This window comes from Paenibacillus sp. CMAA1364, assembly GCF_054373195.1.
The window spans coordinates 54,407-74,769 of the sequence record NZ_JBITNB010000013.1; the positions used below are offsets into that span (position 1 = coordinate 54,407).

Sequence of the window (20,363 nt, forward strand, 5' to 3'; positions counted from 1 at the left end):
ACTTTTGAAATCCTACAACCCTTCAAATCGGATAGGTATCCTTTTACCATTTGAGCTAAAAGGCTTCACGACATCCTTCATTTGGATTTCGCCGTGAACTTCTTTTGGCTCTCCATTCACTTGATATTTGATTACCCATTCTAGAACATCATGGTTACGAATCTTCATGTCCTTTAATAGGAATCCGTAATTTATGTAGTACTTCCTCCCCTCCATAGTATCAGGCAGTTGAAAAGGATCATCGGACTGAGCTAATGACATGATCCATTCCCCGTCAACAGTACATCCAAAGTTAACCCCATCAAACTGTTTATTCTCTCCGATCATCTCCAAATAATAATTACTAGCAACATATAAAGAATCATGATAAGCGACAAAATTAATATCTTTCATATAAAAATCTTCTGTTTCTATATCATAGCTGTATTCAACAGGTGCTTGATGAAGTTGAATTTGACTATATGCAGAAAATATTACAAGAGCTAACATGATGATTCCCACTGAAATAAATATCATGAATTTTCTCACATCGTTTATCTCCTTTTTATTCATCTTTATTATATAGGAGGGTTTTACCGAATGATGATAAAGATGTCATAAAGTAACTCATCATAATTTAATATCACGCATGATATGTATATTCACCTTTAACAATCGTAAATATATCACCATCATGGAGCGGATATTCTTTATAGGGAACCATCATTTCTTTATTTAGTAGGGTACCATTCTTGGAACCAAGGTCTTTAATCACGCATCCATCTTTACCTTTTGAGATTTCTACATGGGCTCTTGAGGTACCTTGTGTCTCTTCAACAAACTGAGCAACCTCCGCAGTCCTTCCAATAATGAAGTGTGGAACATTTAACTCAATTCGAACGATTCCTTGATTCCCTTGAGCAGAATAATTATGTACAAGTTCATTCTTTGCTACTTGTTCTATTTCTCTTCTTTCCAAGTAAGGCTCCGGACGACGAATCTTTGAATGATTGTCTTGATTCGTATGATTCTCAGGTTGCAATAGTACCGTTGCATTCACACGAGGTGAGGATAACATTTCTGTTCGGTGACTTAACTGGACATAGTAGTCCGTCTGGGGATCCCCATCTCCTTCACTATCATTATCACGAAGCAAGTTCTCCACCACCTGTTGCGGTACATGATCTCTTTCCTTAGACTCCATCTTTCGTGAATCTGGAAATACCCATTTTTCGCGCGATGGCTCCAATACCTTATCTTTTGATGATTGCCCGAAAAAACCCGATATCTTTTCTACTTGAGTCGAAGCCTTTCTTCGGATCAAACTAGCATCTTCAAATTCACTTAAATTAAGTGAAGTATCGGATTGCGAAAATGATTCCTCCCCTTTTATGGGCATCCGTATCTTTCCAATCCAACCCATCCATGCGATAACGCCAAGTATCCCTGTGACGAGTATACTGACGATGAGCATACCTGTCCCTGGATGTGCCATATAGAGATAACGCCATGCTAAAGCACAAGCAACGAGACATCCCAATGATATATATGTTGCTAAAGGCCCAGGCTCATATTCTTCATCTTCCTTTTCAATTGATAGATCGAGATCATAAGATCGTTTAGGATCGAATGCGGGCACTGCATCAGGTACATATGACATTACGGAGCGAATTGGTGTTGATGTTGATGTTGATGTTGATGTTGATGTTAGCGACGTTTGAGTTAGAAACGAGTTGGAATTAGGTATTGAATTGGTATGTGATCGATGACTATGAGATGAAGGTCTGCTAGGATACGTAGCCTTTAATGGTGTATGTTCACTAACCTTGGCTATCAAATCCAGAAGTAAGCCTTTCATTCCCGATAGTGTAAACCCCTCATCATTCATGTATTGAAGTAGCTTTTGAATGCCATTTCCTTGTAACTCAGACACCGATGTCATTAGCTTTGTAATGAACTGACTTAAAGATGACTGTAATGGTTCAGCATTTGGTAATGATTGAATAGGGCAATACGTTACATATAATTTCCCGTCCTGAAGTGGACCTTCAACAAATATATAATCTTCCTGAATAATGTACTTATCCATATCTAGCATATAGGAAGTACTTTCTTCTAGTGCATGCACCAGTTGCAGAAGCAGCGCATAGAATTGGTCCATCGTTAACTTTTCACTTTTGAGTAGGTGGGTAAGCATCTTCTTATCTGTAATGTCATATTGAAGACTCACTTTGAAGTTAATTTCTTTCAAGCGAAGAGGCAAAAGATGTGGAATCTTCATCGCCGTCATCATGCTAATCTGAACTCTATGCAATTCAGTTGAAGTTAGCCCCTCCCGCTTATCCAGAATCATATAATTTCCACCATTATGGATAAAGTCCTGTATGAATCCAAACATCCAATTCACCCCTTTCTAATATGGCAAAGCGTAGATATAAGCACAGATGATTCCCGGTACAACAGCGAGCATGAAGGGAAATCGTATCTGCTCTTTACTCCAATTCGTTAATATAGCCATATCCTTCAGTATAAAAAACCCTACAATTCCACGCACGACGTCTCGTAGACGAGAACATGTCTCTCTTCGCCACAATAGAATCATCAACCCAATAAGACCAGCAAATAAGATTGAATATAATAACGTCTGAATCGTGAACAATACTCCTGTCCATGCACCAATGCCACCAAATAATTTGACATCTCCCGCTCCCACAGCACCCATCCAATACATCACAAAAAGGATACTGAATCCTGCAGCTACCCCTTTCCCGGCAAACCATGCCCCACTCCAACCTGAAGCTATAAGATGAAAGGTAATGCCACAAAAAATAGCAGGAATCGTAAGTTTATTCGGTATCTTCATCGATTGAATATCTGTAATAAACGCTGTCACTACGAGGAGTGCACAACCAGCGAAGGCCATCTCCATGTTTCTTCCTCCTTTCTAAGGATCAAACTAATCTCGCCCAATTACGGTAAACGTCACTTCCATACGCTCTCCATCTTCGGTAGTTATCACAAATGGCCATGTTCCGGGCGTTGTATTCGTTCCAACAAACCATTCCCATTCTATATATCCGTCGGCATCTGCCTGACTCCACCCTAGATATTTGGCTGTACTCTTACCACTTTTATAGAAAACAGATAATTGCGCCGTAGCATGCGGAGCCACTTTGATCCTAACCCTAGCCTTCTTTCCAACAATGGCAGGATCGGGCTTCTCCAGTAACTGGATAGTTGATTCGTCTTCTTCAGCAACACCCTCTGCCATTCTTTCCGAAGTATCTCCAATCCACAAACGTTCTTGTGCTTTGGCTTGTAATACAATCTCTTTATTGATAAAAGGTACTCTTACAGGTAATGCATAACTTATCTCAATACCGAAATATGGATTGTCTCTAGTCTTCATATCCGGAAGATAGATATTGGAAATATGAATGCGATCGTAGGTTAAGAAATCACTTTGTATAAACGGTTTAAGCAGCGGCTTAACAACTGGATCAAGAACCGCTTCCGCCATACCACTCTTCACGGACTGTAGAGGCTCGTCCCCCATTGTTGCTGCATCCATCATCCATTGCGACAACGGAGCTGGGAGTGAACCGCTATATTGTGAAGCCCATTCTGTCACTGAAAGCTTAGGGACAATCCAATTCCCAGTTAACTGGGAATCCTCATCTCCTTTGGGAGATTCCCCGTTCTCTACCATTAGTGCAATGGGATACATATGGGAAGATACCATCTTCACTGTATCCGATACGGTACTTTGGAGTGCTGTCGATATCAATGTCATCTGTACGATATAGATTAGGAAAACGATAAAGAAAATAAAGAGTGGAAATACTAACGCTGCTTCAAGTACGATACTTCCTTCATCATTCTTCTTTCTATTCGTAAGAATAATCTGCCTTTTTCGTAGCATAGTATCGGTTTCCTTCCACTTGATCTTCGTCGCTTGCAGTAGAGCCTATCATTCTCATGACTCCCGGAAGAAACCACAGCTTCATACCGAATACAACTTCACCCGAAGCATAGGTTGCTCGCTCACTTGGATTGATTCCCGTATTGAAACGGATCAACGCTAACATTCTAGACATTTTATTCTCATCATTACTATGAATAAAGAGGAACATTCTCAAATAATCGCGATAAGTCATCTCCACTTTTACATAGGCGGACAACTCTATTGAACCTTTTTGACATAGCCGAATCATATCTAAGGTTGCCATCTCAATCCCATACAATAATGCTGTCGCCAGAATTAACAATGGATTTCCTAACTTACTACTTTTCACTAGTCCTTCCATCGTTCGTATTGCCAGTCGCACGCCGAATATTTCAGCATATGCAGCAGATACATTACCAACAGGATTATGAAAACCGTATAGAATATACTCTAACTCTTGATTATGAATACTTAGTTGCTTAACTAATTCATCCCCAATAGAACGATCTGGATGATCTATGATATCCCCCAACTGAGTGATGTCAAATGGTTGGAAATACAGTGATGCATATTCATTCTGATAGAATTCATCCTGTAACCCCAATAACATCCCACTCATAGAACCATATAAACCATCTACATGATCCATGGCTGATTTACTTGCATCGTAGGGGTCACTACTCAGATCAGCCCCTTGATATGATCCATCCGCAGATTGTTTATTAAACGTAATACTCTCATCAAAATATTGTTGTACGGTTCGATATTCCTTCATATATTCTTGTGCGCTATCATTCAATCGATTAATCGTTGATAGCATCTTCGTTGCATTTTTCAATTTTGCCTTCGACTCTTTCTCAATCGATTTGCGTTCTTTATCCAAAGACCGGTTCTCTTCTAGCCTTTTCACAGTTGTATCAAGCACATTACTCGAACCAGCCAAGACATACTTCCGCATGTATGGATCAATCACTTGTCGTGTTTGAATGACCACGGACTTCATTTGACTACTATGACCATTTTGACCGAACGCACCACCTAATGCTGTGTTAAGTGAAGTGATTATCTGATCTATGGTCTGAAACCCTGTCGTCTGATCTTCAATCCCCTGCTTCAGTTCTTGAAATAACGTCTCAGACAGCAGAAGTTTCTGTGTCTGTTCTCGAATCTTTCGAATAGCATCCGTATCCCCGCTACTTGCATATGTACCTTCCGGACTATCTTCATGTGATACATGATCATACCCTTCATCAGCTGAGCGATTCTCTGATTCCTTGATTACTTGTTTCATTTGTTCATTCAATTTATACGCTTGCTCCCAAAGTTCAAGTGCTTGAGGAGTCATTCTCCCATGTTCTGACCGTGATAAGCTCTGTGTATTGGAAATAGAAGTTAATATGCTTGTTGTACCTTGATGATAGCCACGAATGACATTAGATATAGAATGAATCTGTTGATCTAAGTCATTGGTGTCTACATTCGGTTCATCTTCTTTCTTCCCGTTATTGATCTTCTCTTCTCGCTGCGTAATCTTCTGTTGCAACTCGATTTCTTTCGCAAGATAATCGTCATATTGTGCTGCAATATCTAAGCTGGAAGAAATGCTACCACCTAACAATTGATTGGATATGTAATTAGCCATTGGCTCCATGATCAGATTAGGTAAGGATTCTAAGCGTTTAGCCGTTGTCTTCTGTACAGTTATCATTTCATCCAATGTTTCTTCTCGTCTATCATATAACTTCTGTAATTTTCTAAGGACGTCCATCGTGTTCGAAGCTTCCTTCATGGATTGAGACAAAGGCTTGAACTTATTTAACATCTCCAGTGTGAAATCTATAGGTGCCTTGTACTTCATGTCCTCGTTAATCTGACGATGAAACACTTCGTACTCACCAAGCGTACGCCCCATCTGCAATGTAGATGAATCCAATGTGAGTTGTAGTAAAGAGAATGCATCCCCACGATCACCGTGGTCCATACTACCGTGTAGTACCTCAGACATAATCTGATCTCCGTCGCTCTGTCCATAGGCGAACAATCCATACTTCTGTTGTAATTGTGGTTCGTAAGCAGACATCACAGAACGCACAGCAGAACGCACAAGACGCTCACTTTGAACTTTCATCGCAGCTATTCGTGCGTAATCAATAAATATAGCAACGAAACTAAATACAACCGCTAAGATTAGAATAAGAAAGATGGACACGGATCCCTTTTGGTCTCTAACCCATTTTCCTAACATGTCCATTCCTCCGTTCACTTAAATCTCATATGTGATGCTAATAACTCCTGATTATTTCGTCTTTGATCCGTATTTCTGCAAGACTTGGGCCGCTTCATCCTTATTCATCTTGTTCCCACCAGAACCTTTGAACTTAGCGCCATAATATCTCATTAGATCTACCGTACGAATGAATTCAACAGGTTCCACGATAAAAGATTGCGCCTTCACTTCTAAGTTGGATCCTCCAGAAAGGATCTGATCGAGTGGGGGGAGGTTAATCCATTGGTGTAGTTCAGCACTTACTTTACGAAGAAGATATTTATTCTCATAAGCAATCTTTCCAGTCATAGGATCTGTCATAAGTTCATGCATTCTAAATAACTTTCTTGTTGGTAATGAACCTGACATCTCACCACCAGGTATGGGCATTGACTCTTCATGACTCGCCCCTGCCCAACCTAACAGGGAACCTAGCATGTTATCATCCTTCAATCTCCAATAGAGAGAATCATTCTGTCCTTGCTGAAATCCACCCGTTGAGACTTCTTTATGGCTATTGTCCCAGCTATACGCCGATCTTTCTACTGCTGCAGAAGCGACCTGCTGTAATATCGATTGTTGATATATATACATGCAGAAGAACATAAGAAGAATCGTTACCATTAATATGGTAGGCATGACGAGGGAAGCCTCAATCGTAAAGTTTCCCTCTTCGCCTTTGGACTTAATTCTCATCAATAAACTTTTCACTTTTCGCGCCTACACTTTTCAATAGTTTCTCTACGATACTCTTAAGCTCATTTCTAAAAACACTAGCAATGACAACAATTGCTGCAATAATCAGGATCATCTCCAGCATTCCTAATCCATCTTCTTCTTGCCATAATCCCTTAACTTTTGCTTGTATATTCGTTAACATATCATCATTCCTCCTACATATTCATCATCATCATGGCGGGAGACCCAACCAAGACAACAACGATCATAAATATAACGACCATTGGAAATACCAACTTCGAAGATGCTTGTTCCCCACGAGTACGCGTAATCGTCTTACGTCTTTCCCAAAGTGTTCGTGATAAATCGCGCAAAGCCAAGGAAAAGTCTTGACCGCCACGTCGAAAGTTCAATAGGACCGTCGTTGTGAACATCGACACTTCTTGCAAAGCACATCGTTTACTAAAGCTTTCAAAAGCTTGTTGAAATGAGTATCCACCATCCCAATCCCCAACCATACGGATCAATTCTTGATACAACGGATGTTCTCGCTCATCTTTCTTCACTTCAACGCAATGGGCGATCGCCTTTTGCACCGTCTCACCCGCGCCAACTAGTAGGACAATTTTGTTCAATAGTTCTGGAAGTTCTATTAATATTTCTTGATCTCGAACTTGAACCTTACTGTGAAGATCCTTCACCATGGCTACAGGCAACAATATGGCTAGACCACCCCCTAGAATCAACCCCATCTTGTCCCCCATCGCAATCGACATCACACAACCCAGACTTAGCAGTAGCCAACTATAGCACATCATTTCACCTAGATAGAGCATCGTCATTTCACCGCTGTATCTCCCACCATGAATCTTTTGTATAGCGCGTTGAACTCTATAAAAGAAGAATGGAAATCGCGCCACTATTCTCCCTTTATCTAGAAGATATAACATGGGGGTTACTATCTTACGCAATCGTAGTCCTTCCATTGGAATCTTGATCAGAGTTCGATATTTCCTCCCACTCATGTAATTAAGTATCGTCCAACCACCTACAAGCAGTATGAGTATTATCGTGCATAGAACAATCAACACGCTCTATCACCCCATCTATAACTTAATATCCATTATCTTAGTAATCCAGATTGCACACGCAGCTAATATGACCAGAGAGAATGTAGAGATAATGAATCCAAATCCACTATACATGGGTAGCATATAATCTGGTGATGATATATTCATGAACCCTATCATAAATAAGGGAGTCACTAGAATCACTTTGGATTCGAATCTTTTCTGAGCAATCATTACGGAAATTTCTTGTTGGATATCTAGCTTCTCACCAATGATGTTAGATGTACGGCGCACAACCTCTACCAGATCGCCACCTGTTCTCTTGCATGTCGTAAACACATCCGCAAAGTTCGTAATATCCTCCATCGATGCACGACGGCTGAAGTCTTGTAATGCATCCTCAATTGGTTCTCCATACTCCATCCGTGCACAAATGATGCTTAATTCCCTAATCAGGTCATTCTCTGCTTCAGGATCGAGCATGCGCAGATCTTGAATGGCTTCTCTAAAACCATTCTCTACTGAACGACCAGCCGACAGTGAGGATGATAAGGAATATAACGCTTGTTTGAAATGTAAGCTTAAGGCCGCACGGCGACGGTTCAGCATATACTTCCTCCAGAATCGGGGTGCAACCCATCCGCTACACGCTATCAGTAGGGATATAATCCATTGATGATAGAATAAATATCCAATGGCATACATCACTATGGCTGCACACAATATACACAGAACTCTCTCTAATATGCTTAATTCGTACATACTGTAATCTGGAAGCGCTGGTTGCATTCTTTAGCCTCCTTCCATCACTAGCATATCTACAAGACCTGCCATACGAAGCTTCTCAGCATGGTGAAGTGGCGTGCCGCAATATTCTAGTTCTCCGATAATTTTTCCATCCATATCCCCCCTCTCCTTGAATTGAAAGAGCGGACATAACTCTACCTCTCCATTCTCCATTCCAATGACCTCGCTAATCTCCGTCACTCGTCTTGAACGATCACGCAACCTAGATAGATGCACTAGAATATCAATGGCCGAGCTAATCTGTTGGCGTACGACGAGAATCGGAAGATTCGCTCCACTAAGCACCATCGTCTCCAGACGACTAATCATATCTCTAGCACTGTTAGCGTGGCCGGTTGAGAGAGAGCCGTCATGGCCAGTATTCATTGCCTGTAACATATCCATAGCTTCACTGCCCCGAACCTCACCAACCACAATACGATTGGGACGCATCCGTAATGATGATCGAATAAGATCACGAATGGTGATTTCTCCCCGCCCTTCGGTATTGGCATTCCTTGTCTCCAATGAAACTAGATTGGGTACAGTTACAATCTGCAACTCCGCTGAGTCTTCTATCGTAATGACACGTTCATCTACGGGAATGAACTGCGATAAGGCGTTAAGAAACGTCGTCTTCCCAGAGCCTGTTCCACCACTGATAAAAATATTATATTTCCCGACGACTAACCTTTCTAGAAATGTTGCCACCTCTTCACTTAGTGCACCACGTTTAACGAGATCCTGCATCGTCATTGGCTTCTCGGGAAACTTACGAATGGTCATCGTAGGTCCTTTAAGCGCAATGGGTGGGAGGACAATGTTGACTCGTGATCCGTCCTTTAATCTTGCGTCCACAATAGGAGAGGATTCGTTCACCACCCGATTCACGCCCGCAACAATACTCTGAATAATATCCTCCAATCGGGTCTGCGTTTCGAATTGCTGGGATATTCTTCTTACTTGCCCTTCTTCTTCAATGAATATATCTTGATGGCTATTGATCATAATCTCCGTGATCGATGGATTATCGACTAAGGGTTGCAGAACGTCTAATCCGCGAAACGAATCATAAATACGTCGGATGAATGTTCGTTTCTCCTTGGCAGTCAAATTCTGCAACCCTTCCCCACCCAATACCCGGCATTCGATATACCTCATTAATTCCTCATCATCTACTACCGATGTCACATCAAGACCTGATCGAATAGCACTGCGCATGGATTTGAACATTTCTTCATCCATGTGCAAGTCCTCCTAGCGTAACAAGCTGTTGATCACTAACTATAGATCTACATAAATTCAATATATCCCTTTGAAATATAGGAGAACTAAGTAGGATTTCCTCATGATTCACTTGTTTCCAAGATGGAATATAAGGTAGGAATTCATCTACATGTTCCACATGACTTGGGAGTTTATTGACTAGCGTACCCACATAACGATTCATGATAAATTTACTTTTCAACATCATGTCTCGGTAACCAGATTGGTTGCTTCTCTCGATATAAGATAGCCATTGTCCACTCTTATGCATACTGATTATGTCATCTAATAAAATCCATATGAGTATTCCACACATCTCCATTACAGCCTCGCATCGTTCTTCTGCAATACTATCTGTATCCACAATCATGACATCATATTGACCGCTATCTGCGATTAACTGCATCAATTGGCATACATCGTTCTTACTCATCTGCATCCATTCCTTGATATTCAATAATGGTTCGAATATATCTGCTTTGATCCCTTCATGATGAACAACATAGGATGCGATTGAAATACTCGAATAATCCTTCTTTTCCTGCGCTGCTTTCAGTTCATATAGTAACCGTGATAACCCTGCACCTCGCTCACCATGTCTAATCTGGCTTGGAAACACTGCACTACTGTTCATTGTCTCTAAGTTAAGATAGAACACAGAACGGCCACTGGCACCTAACTGCTTAGCTATATTTAGCGCTGTCGTTGTCTTTCCACTTCCTCCGACCGCCGATAGGATACCAACCATTTCCATTTCACCGAAGTTCTGCGATCTTGTGACAATACCCTTCCTTCTGGTAAATTGCAGAATCGAATCTAACAATTGAGGTATCGGTTGATATTTAGCAAGTACGGGCCCTTCTAACGAACTTTGTCCCCTTTCATGTAAGATGACCCAAGTGACACTTTGTTCACCTGTTTGAAGCCATGGCGTTAGAAAGACCTCTTCAGCTATAATCACATCTTTGCCTTCATTTCCATTCATATATTCCATAAATGTATCCACGCTTGTAAAAGAATTGATAGTCAACTTATCTGCGTATTCACTACTGTGGACGTAACGAAGTAAAAGCTCAATATAATCACATTCCTGTACAGCTAGCACTACTCTAATAGGTATCAACCGTCTTCCTCCTTTCAATACAACACAAAAAGCACCGTTCAACAAACGCAGTTACGCGGTTGTTAAACGGTGCTTCCGTTTACGATCCATTTATTTATTGATAGAATATCACAGTTACTTCCAGTCGGCAAGTATGAATTATATAGGTAGCATATCTCGGGCATCCGCCTTGGATTTACATTCCTTACAAACCCCTACAATCGTGCCCTCATCACTGGCATAGAAGGTTAATTTGCTCATTCTTTTGCAATAGCTGCATCTCTGTAAGTTAGGATTGTTACTCTTCTTCTGAAACTTAATGACATTGTGGTTCTTCTTCTTTATTCTCAGCATTCGAATCACTAAGATCATGATAATGATCAATACCGCTACTAGCAACCAGATATATGTCATCCATTTCATTCCCCCGTTCATCTCAACTATTCTAGCAACTTTCCTTGAAGCTCTGGTGTCGGTAGTATACATTGATCAGACTTACCAAACCATTGATAACGATGTCTAGCTATATATTGATAGATGCGATCTCTTATGAAAGGGGGAATAATAATAAACCCATAGAAAAGAGGCCATATTCCCCGTAATTGTCTAGCTATTCGTAATGCTGCAGTGGATTGTGTGAAGATTCGATTATTCTCCATAAGAACTAAGGTATTCATCGCATCTATCGGTATATTATGATTTATAAGCAGTTTCTGGCCAATCTCTGACTGCAAAGAAGCGAAATAGAATCTCCCCACAGGATCACGTCGTATAATAAACTTCATGGCCCCTTGGCACAATATACATGTCCCATCAATTAATACAATGGGAGAATCACTCTGTTCAGTTTCCATTTGTTTCTTATCCATAAGCAACTACTCCTTCTAACAAGCAAACATAGAGTTCTTAGTACACCATAGATAATATAGAAAAAAGCGTAGGATCCATTCCCACGCTTCATGTCCTCTGCAACTTCATCTTTACTTCACAATTGCCTTCTCAAGCCATTGATTATCATTGATTTGTTGCTGTATTGTATCTTTGAAACTCTCCATACATTTGCAAATGAAATCTTTGCGACAAACAGGACATGGTGTCTTTTGAAGTCTTGTAATGTTTGTCATTTTCCATTCGGGATAACGATTGTAGAATGTACGACATTCTGTTCCGTCCTCCATGTAGAAGATGAATTCATATAATCCATCTTTCTCGTTGTTGCTTGCTTCTACTACGTTCGAAATGATCGGTCTGTAAGACATCAATATCACCCATTATATTAAATTTGTGAACACAATCTAATTCCTTCTTCATGTAACAAGTACTTAGACATTCTAATGAATTTAGAACTTGATGTCAATTTATTATAACATGAATTCTCTCCATAAGTAGACAACCTAAGACAACTATTACGCAATCCCTGTTCTAATCCCCCGCATATATTGGCAATTTAACCGTAAACACAGTACCTACAGCCAATATACTTTCCACAGATATCTTTCCATGATGCTCTTGGATAATCTTTTGGCATAATGAAAGTCCTAGACCAGTGCCCTCCACTTTCGTTGTATAGAAAGGTTCGAATATTTTATCCATGTCATGAATTGGAATCCCCTGACCATTGTCACACACCTGGATTACAGCCATCCCCTCTTCACGATGAAGTTTGAGTTGGATATGCCCCCCTTGTTCTATAGCTTGAAAAGCGTTCCGAATTAAATTGATTAGAACTTGGATGATCTTGTCACGATCCATTAACACGAATATTGACGAATCCGTTGCTTCCATTTCAATGGTATGCCCACATGACGCGGCTTCTGATTCACATAAAGAATACACTCTTGATAAACATTGTGTCATCATTTCTGATTTTTTCTGATTTGCGTGAGGTTTGGAGAATTGTAGAAATTCTGCTGTCAGTTCTCCTACTCTAGTGATTTCAGACATAATTACGTCATACCATGGTTCAATATTATATCCTGATCTCTTCGACAACTGGATGAACCCTTTGATCGATGTTAACGGATTTCGTATCTCATGTGCCATTCCAGCTGCTAACTCGCCGACCATTTTCATTTTACCTGATCGTAGTTGTTCTTCATGCCGTTTCTGCCAGTAGTCTTCTCTCAATTGAAATATTCGTTCCTCGCCCTTCTGCATCAGTTGTTGAAAATCAAGAGCTTCTTCAGGAAAACGAGTAATACTATACGTGGTATGTAATCCTAGTTCCTCAAACGTATGTAAATCATCAATGGTTTCATCCGGTAATAACATTAGTGAAAAGCGATCACCTGAATATCGACATCCAGCTATGTAATTAGGGAAACGTTCCTCTAATGCAAGAGCGATTCCAATTAAGATATCGTTCGTAGGTATGCTACCCATGATCTTCAGCGATTTGAAATTGTTAATATCAAACAAGACAAATAGAAATTGCTGCTTCTTATCGATCATCTGTTGAACTTTCTGAAAGTAACCCAAATAATTATAAAAGCCTGTTATGGTATCGTAATTGCTAAGATATTCATTTTGCTTCGTTAATTCTCTTCTATCACTGTCAATTCGTATAATGTGATGGAATATAATGACGACAACTAATGATGAGAATAAATCAAAAACAGATCCGAATATAGTATAGGTTGTAGCGGGTACATATGTGAATCGAATCAAAGTATATTGAAGAAAAACGAATAGTCCAATAGGGGCTGTGTTCCTAAAACTTTTCTTATCTTCAATCAAGTTGATTAGAACGATATAGTATATTAATACACACCAATTTAACTGACTTGAGTAATGGAACAAGCCTAAGAATATAATCTGCAGAAATCTAAGCCACTTCCATTTATAGGACATCGTCACACTCACGTTTAACATCAGACCTGTGATGATCATGTAAGTCACATGAGTAGGCTTATGAAGTAACACTGAAGCTACAATGATAAATATAGAAAGCAAAGGCACACAAATCACATTAATTTTATTCTTGAACAGCTTGAATCACTCCCTAAAGTCATCCTCTGATCTTCTTAGACTTTCCCTGTGTGTAATTCCATGTATGCTAAATTGCTTCAAGCTTAATCACTTATTTAATATACCATTTTTAGTAAAGGAATGTATTAGGAAATCCTCCTTACTTATAGAAAAATACGACTGACCTTTTCCAAAGTAATGATGGAGAGGTCAGTCGTATTCATGAACTACTTATCAAATCATATCTTATTTGTTCAAAATATTGAGAATAGCTTGCATTACTCCCTTCCTAATTCTGCTTGACCTTCGATTAATCTCGCCTGTAATTCAACAATAGGAACTTGGGCTGTTGGACAGTTATGCAACACGGCTAATGCTCCTGCAACGCCTGCCGCTTGGCCAATCGCCATACAACTTGGCGTTAGACGTGTGGTTGCTTGCGCTTCATGTGTTGTAGAAATGCATCTTCCCGCTAACAATAAATTTGTTGTATTCATTGGTACAATACTGCGATAGGGAATATCATAAGCGCCACCCTCGCGAATGAAGTTAGCGGTTACACCTTTACCTTCTGGGTTATGAATGTCAATTGGATAACCACTGCGTGCTATAACGTCTTCGAATCTTTTACCGTCTAATACATCTGTGCCGTTCAACACATACTTCCCAATAATACGTCTAGCTTCCCTGACTCCAATCTGAGCACCTACGGCTGACACACTGGCTTTCTCAAATCCTGGGATAGACTTCTGGAAGAAAGATTCCAAGAGAAGAACTTGCTTACGTCCTTCTATCTCAGCCTTCGTTAATTCTTCAATATTCGTAGGGTCTAGTCCTGATACGCGAGATACATTTACAAGGACCTCATCTTCATTGGGTCCACTGAAGAACAGCAATCTGTCGCGTTGGATTGGAAGCTCCGCTTCTTTCCATTGACTATAGAAGCCCATAACACCTGTTAGTGGTATTAGATCCAATTCTGAGATCAATGACTTCTCGTAGAAATCAGTAGGATTATTCTGCATATAGTCTTTGACCTTACTTAGATCAACACCCCTCATACGAAATTTCATCGTCATGGGTTGGACTTTACCGTCTATATTCCCTTTCTCCCATGGGTCGCCAGCCATAAACGCAATATCCCCATCACCTGTTGCATCAATATATACCATAGATTTAAGCTCGGAAATCCCACCTTTATTGTACAAAGTCACACTATCAATACGGTCATCCTTCGTGTGGACATCTATAGCCGCTGTATGAAGTAGGATCTTAACTCCTGCTTCCTCAAGCATCTCATAGGCTAATACCTTGTAGACCTCAGGATGATAAGGTGTCAATGTATGTGTGAATCCGACAGTATCTCTTAGGTGCCCCGGTGATGCGCCAAGAACCATTAATCGATCGATAATTTCCTGGGCAATGCCTTTAATGACTTGATCTCCTACTGCTGAATGGAAAGTCATCCACGGATATACCATCGCTGTCGTGGACATCCCACCAAGAAACCCGTATCGTTCTATAATAATGGTCTCGGCTCCATTTCTTGCTGCACTTATAGCGGCAGTAATCCCCGCAGGTCCACCTCCAAGAACGGCCACATCATATTCTTTCTGTAAAATACTCATCTGTTAGATCATCCCTTCCATCTGGGAGCGCTCCCAATATAATCAAAAAGTCGGACAACACCTTCTTAATGTCCGTACTTCTAATCTTTCCTTTTGTTATGTTGTTGCTCGAATAATTAACTCGTTCTCAATAATAATATCCTTTGATTCATCCTCTTCGATATTACCACGCAACATTTCTAATAATAGTCCAACTGCTTCTTTTCCAAGCCGCATCTTATCTTGTCTCACCGTTGTTAATGGAGGGGAAGAGTAAGTAGCTGCCTGGATGTCATCATAGCCGACTACAGCAATATCCTGCGGAATTCGATAACCTCGCTCTAATAGCGATTCCATTGCACCCAGTGCCATTAGATCATTCGCCGCAAAAATAGCATCGATTGGGGTCTCTCTTTCAAGCAAAAGCTTAATCTGTTGACGTGCTTCTTCCTGAACGGCTCTACCATGAATGACTAGGGATGTGTCATGCTTAATACCCACTTCAGACAATGCTTGCAAATACCCTGCAAACCGTTCATTCTCATGGTATGTGTCCATTAGACCTTGGACGTAGAGAATTCGCCGTCTTCCCTTTTGTAACAAGTGACTTGTAGCTTGATAAGCACCCTCCCGATAATCTGAAGTCACACAAGCAATCGGTAATGCATCAAAGTTTCTTTTTCCAATAAGAACAAAAGGAATGCCTTGCTCCCGATAATACAATAAATACTCTTGTTGAATATCTTCTCCCATGATGATTAGCCCATCTACCTTCTGCATTGTGGCGACTTTCTTCCAATAATCTGAATCATATTCGCTACGATTAGCTAATAGAAGTAAATCATATGCGTTAGCTATAGATCCTGCTTGAATACCTTGAAGGGCTTCATAAAAAATATGATGACTCAGGAAATCTGGCTTAGGACCAAAAACCATAACCCCAATATTCCCTGTCTTTCCTCCGGCCAGACTTCTAGCTTGCGGGTGAGGAACGTAACCTGTCTGTTCAATAATATCTAATACTTTCTCACGGACTGTTGGTCTAACCCCAGGTAAACCATTGATCACTCGGGATACAGTCCCTCTGGATACGCCGGCTATACCTGCAATGGATTCCAGTGTATGCTTCATAATAACCACCTGTTGTGGGAGCGCTCCCATTTATGTTATATTTATATTATCAATCATCAGTGATTGGATGTCAATTCCCAATTAGGAAAGCGCTCTCAAATAGGAGGAATGTTATTGTATGAATACTGAGGACCTTGAAATACGCAGTATAGTAGACCGTTCAGAATTAGAATCCGTGTATGACATGATTGGCCATGCCTTTCTTGCTGGAAGAGACTTTTTTCAAATCCGTATAGATCAAGATTCATCCTATGATATGTCTACTACCTGGATAGCCAAACAACACAGCTTGATCACTTCCACCATACAGGTGTTTCCTATGATTAGTCGCGTGGGTATCCATCCCATTCGTATTGCAGGGCTGGGCAGCGTTGCTACACTTCCTGAGTACCAAGGTCAAGGACAGTGTAGACAAATTCTACATAGACTCACACATTGGATGAAACAAGAAGAATACGACCTTTCCCTTCTCTTTGCTGTGATTACTCCCTTTTATGAGAAATCCGGTTGGCAAGTTGTACCTGAACCCTTATACCAAATAGATATTGGCTCTATCCCAGCTGACAACAACAATAATAATATTAAAATAATCTCTTATGATTCATCCCACACGACTACTATTTCCGATATTTATGATCAATTTAATCAGTCTAGAACCTATACTATCGTTAGGTCATCAACAACATGGCAGGATTTAACCCAATGGCCTAGATGGAAATCGGGTACTTGTTTATTAGCTGTGAGAAATAATATTGTTGTAGCCTACGGGCTTATCTCCGAGACAAAAAAGGACGGCGTTGTCCATTTAGATGAACTATGTTATCTCGATGGTGAAGAAAGTTCAGCTATTTGCTTATTTCAAGCTTTAGTACAACAACGCCCAGATGCTCGCTCTATTTCAGCAAGTCTACCTGCAGATCATGCTCTGATCGTACCCTTCGTTCAATGGGGCGCTACAAAGAGCACAATGAATTATGCCATGTGGAAAATTATCCAATTCCAGCCCTTACTAGCTAAGCTCACACCAACCTTTGAAAAAAGGTTGAACAGTAACCATGCCATCGATTCTTTACAACTATGTATGAATTGTGTAGAGCAACAGGCTTATATATATTATGATAACGGAAAATTAGCCATTGAGCATGAAGCACGAAAAGAGTCCGAATATGCCAACATCAATTTGAGTCAAGAAGAATTCATTGCCATGCTATTGCAAGGTTATGATGATACAACACATAAAACTTCTCATGCTAATGTACTCAAGACCCTATTCCCGACACAAAATTCCGTGTTCTATAATATCGATAAGTTCTAACTACTTATAGGCTTCGGCATGGATACAAAGGATGTAGAATAAGCCTGTTCTTATGAGCAGGCTTATTCTGCATCGTCAATCTCATTTGTATTTCGCTATTATGGCTGCGGCCGCTTCAACCTTATCCGGATCAATGGGCGCAAGAGCCTGTCCATCTATACGTACACCCGTACCCAGATGAACTTGTTTAACACCTGTGTGAGTGATAAATCCATCTAACACGGCAACATTCAATCCGCTCCCGGCCATAATATCAATAGGTATATTCTCACACTGTTGCACTAATGCCTTGATCTGCTCTTTAGCGTTCAGTACACTAGGGGTTCCTCCCGAAGTTAGCACACCTTTAATCTCTGGATATCTTGCTAGTTCAAGAAGAGCTGTTGATTGATCTTGTAGTTCATCAAAAGCCCGATGAAATATAACTTTCATCTGCCCCGCTTCACGTATAAGCATCTCCAGCGCTGTAGTATTTATATGCTTGTCCGCTGTCAATGTCCCCAGAACAACCCCAGCTGGTCCTAGATTACGAATACACTCCATATCCCGAGTCATAACTGCTAGATCACTTTCGTTATAACAAAAGCTATTCGCATGCGGTCTGACCATAACATGTACAGGAATCTGAATGGCTTGCAACACCTTTTCGATCAATCCAATGCTTGGTGTTACGCCACCTTCCATAATACCTGATATCAATTCAATCCGATCGGCTCCATGCCTTTGTGCCAATATCGCATCTTCAACACTTGTCGCAATAACCTCTAATATCAAATCATTCACCCTCCATCTACTTCATTATACCGTATGACTTACATCACAAATCAAAATGTGTTATGTATTCGTAATTATGCGCTTAAACTTGAAATCATCATACGCATACTTTTAAAGACAAGACAAATGCACTACTTCGATTTGATATTTCTTCTATAATCAGTAAATTGGATATATTCTCTTATAAATCTTTCTTCTTGAGCGCTTAATTTAGATAAGGCAAGCTTATGTAGTAAAGATGTATTCAATATATATTCAGCTTGTGCTTCTTTCATCAGTTCAATCTGTGTTTCCTTCCCAAGAATTAACCAATCTAAACTTACATTGAAATATATACTAATCTCAATTAACTTATGGGTACTTGGAGTGGATTTGCCTCTCTTCCAATCACCTAAATTACCAGTACTAATACTAAGTTCCGTACAAAATAACTTCTTAGTCATCGGTTTATTCTTAATCAGAAATTCGATACGATCATAAATAGTCAGCACCCATTCTCCACCTTCCAACGTTGTTAAAAATATAATGACGCATTAAAGTAATAAATGTTGATATATTACGTAGATACGCATATAATGTTTGGTGTATTCATGTCCAATTATATCACAGAAATCCAATCTAGTTATTAATGATCAATAGGCATTGTAGGGAGTGCATCACTATGACTTATAATAGTACTACACTTGATACGGAGGTCATTCAATCTTTACAAATAGGCATCATGGTTATAAATCCACAAGGGTCAATTATTGCTGTAAACCCGGCTTTAGACAAATTATCTACACGCTATCACATCCCATTATCCTTCCAATGGATTGGCGTTAATTTCTTTCAGTGCTGCGAAGCCATCCCACGAATACAAGAACATGAGAACACGATTATGGACTCCTTTCAACTTATGTTTAATGGTCATATTGATTCTTTTACTCACGAATATAGCTATACCATAGATAACCATACCGAATGGTTCACCTGTTTGATTTGTCCTCTTTTAAATAATGATACAAACGACATTAAGGGCGCTGTGATTTCTTTCACAAACATTAGCTCAACGAAACAATTGGAGTCTGAATTCCTACAATCTGTCTCCCACATCCGAACGCTACATGGTCTTATTGCCATTTGTGCTGTTTGCAAGAGAATACACGAGGACGATGTATGGAATGATATTGAACCTTTCTTAGAGAAGCATACCCATGCGGAATTCACTCATGATATATGTCCTGATTGTATTCGTCGTCTCTATCCACGATATTCTTCTGTAGTAGATCGCCCCTTCGAATCTTAGTCGTCAAAAAAAGGGGCTGTCCCAAAAGTAGATTTTCTACGAGCGGAGACAGACGCTATTCATTCTCAAAACAGTAAAAGTCAATAGAGCAGCGATTCTCCGATTATTGGAGGATCGCTGCTCTACGTTTTTCATCAATCGCGGCTTGTTTCAGTAGATTGTGAGCAAGTGAAAGCCAACCGACCTCA

General features: G+C 40.2%; 21 protein-coding genes. 2 read left to right on the forward strand and 19 right to left on the reverse strand.

Features of this window, described 5'->3' with window-relative positions:
- Nucleotides 1-12 precede the first annotated feature (12 nt).
- The 17 genes from ACH8E3_RS09925 to ACH8E3_RS10005 form a co-directional block, all read right to left on the reverse strand.
- Nucleotides 13-528 (reverse strand): hypothetical protein, encoded by a 516-nt coding sequence (locus ACH8E3_RS09925; protein ID WP_458632473.1) that lies wholly within the window; start codon nt 526-528, stop codon nt 13-15.
- Nucleotides 529-622: 94 nt separating this feature from the next.
- Entirely contained in the window at nt 623-2,377 is a 1,755-nt protein-coding gene (locus tag ACH8E3_RS09930) for a DUF6382 domain-containing protein (protein ID WP_458632474.1), read from the reverse strand.
- Nucleotides 2,378-2,392: 15 nt separating this feature from the next.
- Complete coding sequence (locus ACH8E3_RS09935; protein ID WP_458632475.1) at nt 2,393-2,908, reverse strand: A24 family peptidase; 516 nt, start codon at nt 2,906-2,908, stop codon at nt 2,393-2,395.
- A 27-nt stretch (nt 2,909-2,935) separates the two neighbouring features.
- Entirely contained in the window at nt 2,936-3,901 is a 966-nt protein-coding gene (locus ACH8E3_RS09940) for a TadE/TadG family type IV pilus assembly protein (protein WP_458632476.1), read from the reverse strand.
- Nucleotides 3,867-6,170 carry a TadE/TadG family type IV pilus assembly protein gene (locus ACH8E3_RS09945; protein WP_458632477.1) on the reverse strand — a complete coding sequence of 768 codons (2,304 nt, stop codon included), beginning with the start codon at nt 6,168-6,170 and terminating at the stop codon, nt 3,867-3,869. The genes ACH8E3_RS09940 and ACH8E3_RS09945 overlap by 35 nt, the downstream gene beginning before the upstream one ends.
- Nucleotides 6,171-6,221: 51 nt before the next feature.
- On the reverse strand, nt 6,222-6,887 hold the full coding sequence (locus ACH8E3_RS09950) for a TadE family protein (RefSeq protein WP_458632495.1): 666 nt from the start codon (nt 6,885-6,887) through the stop codon (nt 6,222-6,224).
- Nucleotides 6,877-7,071 (reverse strand): Flp1 family type IVb pilin, encoded by a 195-nt coding sequence (locus ACH8E3_RS09955; RefSeq protein ID WP_458632478.1) that lies wholly within the window; start codon nt 7,069-7,071, stop codon nt 6,877-6,879. The genes ACH8E3_RS09950 and ACH8E3_RS09955 overlap by 11 nt, the downstream gene beginning before the upstream one ends.
- A 13-nt stretch (nt 7,072-7,084) precedes the next feature.
- The gene (locus ACH8E3_RS09960) at nt 7,085-7,960 is read right to left on the reverse strand and encodes a type II secretion system F family protein (RefSeq protein WP_458632479.1); all 876 of its coding nucleotides are present in this window, start codon (nt 7,958-7,960) and stop codon (nt 7,085-7,087) included.
- A 15-nt stretch (nt 7,961-7,975) separates the two neighbouring features.
- Nucleotides 7,976-8,728 (reverse strand): type II secretion system F family protein, encoded by a 753-nt coding sequence (locus ACH8E3_RS09965; protein ID WP_458632480.1) that lies wholly within the window; start codon nt 8,726-8,728, stop codon nt 7,976-7,978.
- Between the two features lie 3 nt (nt 8,729-8,731).
- Nucleotides 8,732-9,970 carry a CpaF family protein gene (locus ACH8E3_RS09970; RefSeq protein ID WP_458632481.1) on the reverse strand — a complete coding sequence of 413 codons (1,239 nt, stop codon included), beginning with the start codon at nt 9,968-9,970 and terminating at the stop codon, nt 8,732-8,734.
- Nucleotides 9,963-11,114, reverse strand: a complete 1,152-nt coding sequence (locus ACH8E3_RS09975) for a P-loop NTPase family protein (protein ID WP_458632482.1) — start codon at nt 11,112-11,114, stop codon at nt 9,963-9,965. The genes ACH8E3_RS09970 and ACH8E3_RS09975 overlap by 8 nt, the downstream gene beginning before the upstream one ends.
- A gap of 138 nt (nt 11,115-11,252) precedes the next feature.
- Nucleotides 11,253-11,507: a hypothetical protein gene (locus tag ACH8E3_RS09980; RefSeq protein ID WP_458632483.1), complete on the reverse strand. Its 255-nt coding sequence runs from the start codon at nt 11,505-11,507 to the stop codon at nt 11,253-11,255.
- A 26-nt stretch (nt 11,508-11,533) separates the two neighbouring features.
- Entirely contained in the window at nt 11,534-11,962 is a 429-nt protein-coding gene (locus ACH8E3_RS09985; protein WP_458632484.1) for a thiol-disulfide oxidoreductase DCC family protein, read from the reverse strand.
- A 111-nt stretch (nt 11,963-12,073) separates the two neighbouring features.
- Nucleotides 12,074-12,352, reverse strand: coding sequence for a hypothetical protein (locus tag ACH8E3_RS09990; protein ID WP_458632485.1), 279 nt, complete (start codon nt 12,350-12,352; stop codon nt 12,074-12,076).
- Nucleotides 12,353-12,515: 163 nt separating this feature from the next.
- Entirely contained in the window at nt 12,516-14,051 is a 1,536-nt protein-coding gene (locus ACH8E3_RS09995) for an ATP-binding protein (protein WP_458632496.1), read from the reverse strand.
- Between the two features lie 287 nt (nt 14,052-14,338).
- The gene (locus ACH8E3_RS10000) at nt 14,339-15,688 is read right to left on the reverse strand and encodes an FAD-dependent oxidoreductase (RefSeq protein WP_458632486.1); all 1,350 of its coding nucleotides are present in this window, start codon (nt 15,686-15,688) and stop codon (nt 14,339-14,341) included.
- A gap of 96 nt (nt 15,689-15,784) precedes the next feature.
- Nucleotides 15,785-16,798, reverse strand: a complete 1,014-nt coding sequence (locus ACH8E3_RS10005; RefSeq protein WP_458632487.1) for a LacI family DNA-binding transcriptional regulator — start codon at nt 16,796-16,798, stop codon at nt 15,785-15,787.
- A gap of 118 nt (nt 16,799-16,916) precedes the next feature.
- Here ACH8E3_RS10005 and ACH8E3_RS10010 point away from each other — a divergent pair, with 118 nt between their 5' ends.
- Nucleotides 16,917-18,113: a GNAT family N-acetyltransferase gene (locus ACH8E3_RS10010; protein WP_458632488.1), complete on the forward strand. Its 1,197-nt coding sequence runs from the start codon at nt 16,917-16,919 to the stop codon at nt 18,111-18,113.
- An 81-nt stretch (nt 18,114-18,194) separates the two neighbouring features.
- On the opposite strand, the gene ACH8E3_RS10015 is transcribed toward ACH8E3_RS10010, so the two are convergent.
- Nucleotides 18,195-18,887: a copper homeostasis protein CutC gene (locus tag ACH8E3_RS10015; RefSeq protein ID WP_458632489.1), complete on the reverse strand. Its 693-nt coding sequence runs from the start codon at nt 18,885-18,887 to the stop codon at nt 18,195-18,197.
- Between the two features lie 131 nt (nt 18,888-19,018).
- Nucleotides 19,019-19,378 (reverse strand): helix-turn-helix domain-containing protein, encoded by a 360-nt coding sequence (locus ACH8E3_RS10020; protein ID WP_458632490.1) that lies wholly within the window; start codon nt 19,376-19,378, stop codon nt 19,019-19,021.
- Nucleotides 19,379-19,548: 170 nt separating this feature from the next.
- On the opposite strand from ACH8E3_RS10020, the gene ACH8E3_RS10025 reads away from it, so the two are divergent.
- Nucleotides 19,549-20,175 (forward strand): hypothetical protein, encoded by a 627-nt coding sequence (locus ACH8E3_RS10025; RefSeq protein WP_458632491.1) that lies wholly within the window; start codon nt 19,549-19,551, stop codon nt 20,173-20,175.
- The last annotated feature ends 188 nt before the right edge of the window (nt 20,176-20,363 follow it).

Bases quoted from the DNA above. Each gene is read 5' to 3' on its own strand.
- ACH8E3_RS09930 (WP_458632474.1), bottom strand. From the start codon at position 2,377: ATGTTTGGATTCATACAGGACTTTATCCATAATGGTGGAAATTATATG.
- ACH8E3_RS09935 (WP_458632475.1), bottom strand. From the start codon at position 2,908: ATGGAGATGGCCTTCGCTGGTTGTGCACTCCTCGTAGTGACAGCGTTT.
- ACH8E3_RS09940 (WP_458632476.1), bottom strand. From the start codon at position 3,901: ATGCTACGAAAAAGGCAGATTATTCTTACGAATAGAAAGAAGAATGAT.
- ACH8E3_RS09945 (WP_458632477.1), bottom strand. From the start codon at position 6,170: ATGTTAGGAAAATGGGTTAGAGACCAAAAGGGATCCGTGTCCATCTTT.
- ACH8E3_RS09950 (WP_458632495.1), bottom strand. From the start codon at position 6,887: ATGAGAATTAAGTCCAAAGGCGAAGAGGGAAACTTTACGATTGAGGCT.
- ACH8E3_RS09955 (WP_458632478.1), bottom strand. From the start codon at position 7,071: ATGTTAACGAATATACAAGCAAAAGTTAAGGGATTATGGCAAGAAGAA.
- ACH8E3_RS09965 (WP_458632480.1), bottom strand. From the start codon at position 8,728: ATGCAACCAGCGCTTCCAGATTACAGTATGTACGAATTAAGCATATTA.
- ACH8E3_RS09970 (WP_458632481.1), bottom strand. From the start codon at position 9,970: ATGGATGAAGAAATGTTCAAATCCATGCGCAGTGCTATTCGATCAGGT.
- ACH8E3_RS09980 (WP_458632483.1), bottom strand. From the start codon at position 11,507: ATGACATATATCTGGTTGCTAGTAGCGGTATTGATCATTATCATGATC.
- ACH8E3_RS09985 (WP_458632484.1), bottom strand. From the start codon at position 11,962: ATGGATAAGAAACAAATGGAAACTGAACAGAGTGATTCTCCCATTGTA.
- ACH8E3_RS09990 (WP_458632485.1), bottom strand. From the start codon at position 12,352: ATGTCTTACAGACCGATCATTTCGAACGTAGTAGAAGCAAGCAACAAC.
- ACH8E3_RS10000 (WP_458632486.1), bottom strand. From the start codon at position 15,688: ATGAGTATTTTACAGAAAGAATATGATGTGGCCGTTCTTGGAGGTGGA.
- ACH8E3_RS10005 (WP_458632487.1), bottom strand. From the start codon at position 16,798: ATGAAGCATACACTGGAATCCATTGCAGGTATAGCCGGCGTATCCAGA.
- ACH8E3_RS10010 (WP_458632488.1), top strand. From the start codon at position 16,917: ATGAATACTGAGGACCTTGAAATACGCAGTATAGTAGACCGTTCAGAA.
- ACH8E3_RS10025 (WP_458632491.1), top strand. From the start codon at position 19,549: ATGACTTATAATAGTACTACACTTGATACGGAGGTCATTCAATCTTTA.